The sequence below is a fragment of the Caballeronia sp. genome (assembly GCF_049581465.1).
Taxonomy (GTDB): domain Bacteria; phylum Pseudomonadota; class Gammaproteobacteria; order Burkholderiales; family Burkholderiaceae; genus Caballeronia.
The window spans coordinates 1-4,265 of sequence record NZ_JBAUSA010000472.1 but is presented as its reverse complement, the minus strand read 5'-3'; the positions used below and the strand labels follow the sequence as shown (position 1 = coordinate 4,265).

The window sequence follows — 4,265 nt, the reverse complement described above, 5'->3', positions numbered from 1 at the left end:
CTTAGGTATTCGCGGTTTGAACGCGTTTCTTTGCTTCGTTTCTTTGCGCGTTTGCAAAGAAATGAAGTCCCGCCCCGGATAGGGGCTAACAGTAATAAGCAAGAAAATACTACTTATGCAGAACGACTACGCTAGCAGGAGGACTCAATGTTAGCCCCACACTCGCCGCGCGCAGCACCCCCTCCACCCTAGCCCCACACTCACCGCAAGCAGCACCGCCCCAACCCCGGAGTCCTACGACTCAACATCCTCTAGACTAAACAGCTCCGTCTGATCGTTGTAGGAAAACACTTCGCCGTAACGCCCCCAGTTAATAACGGCATCGAGCGTGTCCTCTGCGGCGCCATCGGTCAGGAAATCTTCCAGTTCCTGTTCAAAGCGCACTCGCGGAGCTCTGTGTCCTGGGCGCTCGTTCAACACCTTCCTGATGCGCGCCGCTAACGGAACATTCTTCAATAAGTGCTCCGCGAACATCATCTTGCGCTCGTGGGTGCCCAACTCGGCAAATACACGGGCCGCCGGAGTCAGGAAGATGTCGCCCTCGCGTAGTTCCGCAAAGCCCAGGTACTGCAACATCTCAGCCATCGGGAAAAGGTCATCGACTTCAAGATGCAGCGTTCGGGCAATCACCGGCATATCCGCGCGTCCGTTATACGGAGCACCCGCAAGTGCCTCAATGAGGCCGGCTATCAAGTTAGTCGAGACGTGCGGCAAACGGCTGCTGAATTCAAGCGTCTGCCTCGTCGCACCGCCTGTTTGCCGGGCTGTCATCTTGGCGTAGATCTCGTCGACCAGCGCCCTGAAAGCCGGATCGAGACGGTTGCGCGGATGCTTGAACGACACATCGACCTCAGCAACCAGCCGCCCCGGATTGGACGACAACACGAGAATCCGGTCGCACATGAACACGGCTTCTTCTATGTTGTGCGTAACGATCAACATCGACTTGATCGGCATCCGGCCCTGCGTCCACAGGTCAAGCAGGTCAGTACGCAGGTTTTCCGCCGTTAGCACGTCGAGCGCGGAGAACGGCTCGTCCATGAGCAGCAACGTCGGATCAACCACCAGTGCTCGTGCAAATCCCACCCGCTGGCGCATGCCGCCTGAAAGCTCACGGGGATAAGCGTTTTCAAAGCCATCCAAACCGATCAGGTCGATCGCCGCCAGGGCGCGCGTGCGACGGTCGACTGCCCCCACGCCCTGCGCTTCAAGGCCCGCTTCCACGTTCTGAAGAACTGTTAGCCACGGGAACAGCGCAAACGTCTGGAACACCATTGAAATGCCCTTGGCGGGACCACGAAGTGGCTTACCCCGATAGGTGACATCACCCGTGGTCGGCTCGATCAGTCCCGCGATGATCCGCAATAGAGTGGACTTCCCCGAACCTGAGCGCCCGAGCATTCCGACAATTTCCCCTTGACGCAGCGAGAGGTTGACACCGTCAAGCACGAGGAGTTCGCCCTGCGTCTTTTTAAAGCCACGCGAGATTTCCTTGAGGTTCAAGATCTCTTCGGCGGGACGGGCAGCGGAGCTCGTCGGCACGGGGGCGGAAGCGACCTTGAAGTCTGAATTTGGCATGTGGAGCATCTCCGAACAGCTGCGCTTGAAAAATTGGCCAGGACGTCGGCAATTAGTAATGTTATGAGGCACTAACAGGGCTGAGGGCCACCAAGCGGCAATCCGCTCGCATTACCTGGCGCGACACTACTACATACTCCGTGTCAAATTCAACCTCAAGGGCACGATCCTCGCGCGCCAAGCTTGTGCATCGCGTCTTTTATTTCGCACCGGAAAGCCACTTGTAAAGCGCGACAATGGAATCCATCGTCTCTGCGATGGATTCCATTGCCAATAAGCGGTCGCGGCGCCGTAAGTTCAGCCTGGAGAAAACCGCGCGCTACTCTTACTCTGTGCCGCCTTAAAACGATTGCCGTCTCAAGGCGCTCCCTTTAGCGTTTCGGCGCTGGAAGTGAATATGGGCGCAGCCTGATTCCAGCCGCCGCCCAGTGACCGGTACAACGCCACCGCAGCAAGCGCATGCTCGCGCTTCGCCTGGATGAGCGAATCCGAGTCCTGCAAATACGCCTGCTGCGCAGTCAGTACGTCGAGGAAGTCCGTCGCGCCACCCTTATAAAGCTGGTTCGCCAGCTTCAGCGACTGGTCCGACGCGCTTAACGCATCCGTAAGACGTTGTGTTTCTTCGGTCGTACTAACGAGATCGCTGCGCGTATCTTCAACTTCCTTAAGCGCCTGAAGCATCGTCTGATGAAGGTCGATTTGCGATTCGCGCATCTTGCTCTTGCTTTGCTCGATATCGGCCGTAATCCGGCCCGCATTGAAGATCGGGCTAGTGGCGTTCAATGCAGCGCTGAAGAGGTTGTCGGTCAGCGTGGGCATGCCGACATACGATGCCGCCAGCAGGCCGTCGCTCAGATTCAGCGTGAATTTCGGATAGCGCTCCGCTCTCGATACACCGACCTCCGCCGCGCGCTGCTGGACCTCCGCGTAGGCCACGAGCACATCCGGACGACGCAGCAACGCTTCTGACGGCAGCGTCTGCGGCGCGGCACCCTCCGGATTCGGAATCGGACCGGGCGTTGCCAGTACGAGCGTGTCGACCGATTCCGGCGTGCGGCCCGAGTACACCGCGATCAAGCTCAGTTCGTGTTGAATAGTCGATTGGGCACGCGGAATCCTGGCCTCCAGTTCGCTTAACTGGTTCTGTGCGCGCGCCACATCGAGTTGCGTCGACAAGCCGAACTTTAAGCGCTCCTGCGTGAGTTGCAATGCGCGCTGGCGGATCACAACGTTGTCCTGCAAGATATTCAACTCCGATTGCGCCCAGCGCAGGTCGATATAGGCCGACGCCGTATTGGCCGCGAGCGCGAGCCGGACTTCATCCACCGTATGCTGTTGTCCGACCAGTTGCGCCTGCGCGGCGAGCAGGTCCAGCCGCAGTCCGCCGAACACGTCGGGCTGCCAGTTCAGTGCCAGGCCGATACCGCCCTGGCGCACGTACCCGAGTGGCGGCGGCGTGTTGATCCGCGTGTCCGACGCAGTGGCAGTCGCGTCGAGTTCCGGCAGAAGCACCGCATGCTTTTGCTTCGTGATCGCCTCGGCCTGCTTGACGCGTTCTAGCGCCGCCTGCAGGTCCAGGTTGCCGGTCAATACCGAGCTCACCAGTTCGTGCAACACCGGATCATCGAATTGCGACCACCAGGTCGCCGCATCCACGTCATCCTTGGGCGCCTCCACGCTCCAGTTCACCGGGGCCACCGACTCGACAGTCTTGGGCAAATCCGCGTGGGTGGCCGGTTGCACGGCACATGCAGCGAGCGAGAGACTGATCAGCAGTCCAATAAGAGTTTTTTTCATGATTGACCTCAATGCGCATCCGGCGGCGGGGCGCCATTAACGATGGGCTGGGAAAAGAAAACACTGGCGATAGCCACAAGGAAGCACAGCGACAGCACGTAGAAAGTGTCGGAGAAGGTCATGACCAACGCTTCGCGCAGCACCAGTGCATGCAGATTGGCAAGTCCCGACTGGGTCGCATTCAGCGCGTCTCCGGCCACCAACGACCAGTGGGCCGTCTGCTCCGACAGCACCGACTCCACTTCCGGCCGACCGACGGTGACGCTTTCGTTAAGCCGCAGATAGTGGAAGTTGAGCCGGTCGTTGAGCATCGTCGCGCTGACGGCAATGCCGATCGCGCCACCCAGATTACGCATCAGGTTGAACAGGCCGCTAGCCGATTTCAGGCGCGATTGCGGCAGCGAACCGAGTGCCATCGTGACGATCGGCGGTATGGCGAATTGCTGGCCGATGCCACGCAGCGCCTGCGGCAGCAGCAGTTGCTGCCAGCCCCAATCGTTGGTCAGAGGCACGTAGAGGTAGCATCCGAGCCCAAACATCACCAGACCGAACAGCATCAGCAAGCGCATATCGACGAACCTGGCCACGCTCGCGTAGACGCCAAGCGCGAGCAACTGGAATACGCCAACGGACAACAACGCGATGCCGATCTGCAAGGAGCTGAAGCCCCGGACCTCACTCAGTAACTCCGGCGTGAGGAACACCGTGACAAAGATTCCAATGCCGGTTATGAAGGATAGCAAACTACCGATGCCAAAATTCCTGACTTTTAGTGCGCGCAGGTCAACGATGGGCTCATCTGCCGTCAGCGCATGCACGATGAATAGAAACCCACAGATCGCCGATATCCATGTGCACGCGATGATCACGTGGTCCCCGAACCAGTTCTT

The 4,265-nt window shown here is 59.0% G+C and carries 3 protein-coding genes; all 3 read right to left on the bottom strand.

What is annotated here, in order from left to right; genetic code table 11:
• Nucleotides 1-234: 234 nt before the first annotated feature.
• Complete coding sequence (locus WCA53_RS11655) at nt 235-1,578, bottom strand: AAA-associated domain-containing protein (protein ID WP_423909583.1); 1,344 nt, start codon at nt 1,576-1,578, stop codon at nt 235-237.
• Between the two features lie 357 nt (nt 1,579-1,935).
• Nucleotides 1,936-3,375, bottom strand: a complete 1,440-nt coding sequence (locus tag WCA53_RS11650; RefSeq protein WP_423909580.1) for an efflux transporter outer membrane subunit — start codon at nt 3,373-3,375, stop codon at nt 1,936-1,938.
• Nucleotides 3,376-3,383: 8 nt separating this feature from the next.
• Nucleotides 3,384-4,265 (bottom strand): MFS transporter (locus WCA53_RS11645; RefSeq protein WP_423909579.1); only part of this gene is annotated, 882 nt, incomplete at its 5' end.